This is a genomic window from Bradyrhizobium sp. Kon56 (assembly GCF_055807635.1).
Genome location: NZ_JBVVOU010000242.1, coordinates 1 through 341 on the forward strand (window position 1 = coordinate 1; position 341 = coordinate 341).

Below are 341 nucleotides of genomic sequence, written 5' to 3' on the forward strand. Positions count from 1 at the left end.
TGACCGCGGTGAATTTGAGTTCAGTAAAGAGAAACTGGGCGTTGAATTCGACTGCGTCGTAACAGCTCAAGACGTCGGTTCCTACAAACCGGACCCCAAAAACTTTGCATACTTGATGGACGCCCTGGGGAAAATGGGGTTCGAAAAAAAATCGATCCTTCACGTCGCGGAAAGCCTGTATCACGACCACGTACCGGCCAACGCGGCTGGACTTGCGAGCTCATGGATCCATCGTCGCCACGGCAAAGAAGGCTTTGGCGCGATTCATGTCCCGGCCACTGAAGCCACCTATAATTTCCGTTTTATCAGCTTGGCAAAAATGGTCGAGAGCCATAAAAAAC

General features: G+C 51.0%; 1 protein-coding gene. It reads left to right on the forward strand.

Translation table 11 applies throughout. The features are described from left to right. A partial coding sequence (locus AC0L3B_RS38805; RefSeq protein WP_473382976.1) for an HAD family hydrolase occupies window positions 1-341 on the forward strand: 341 nt, incomplete at both ends.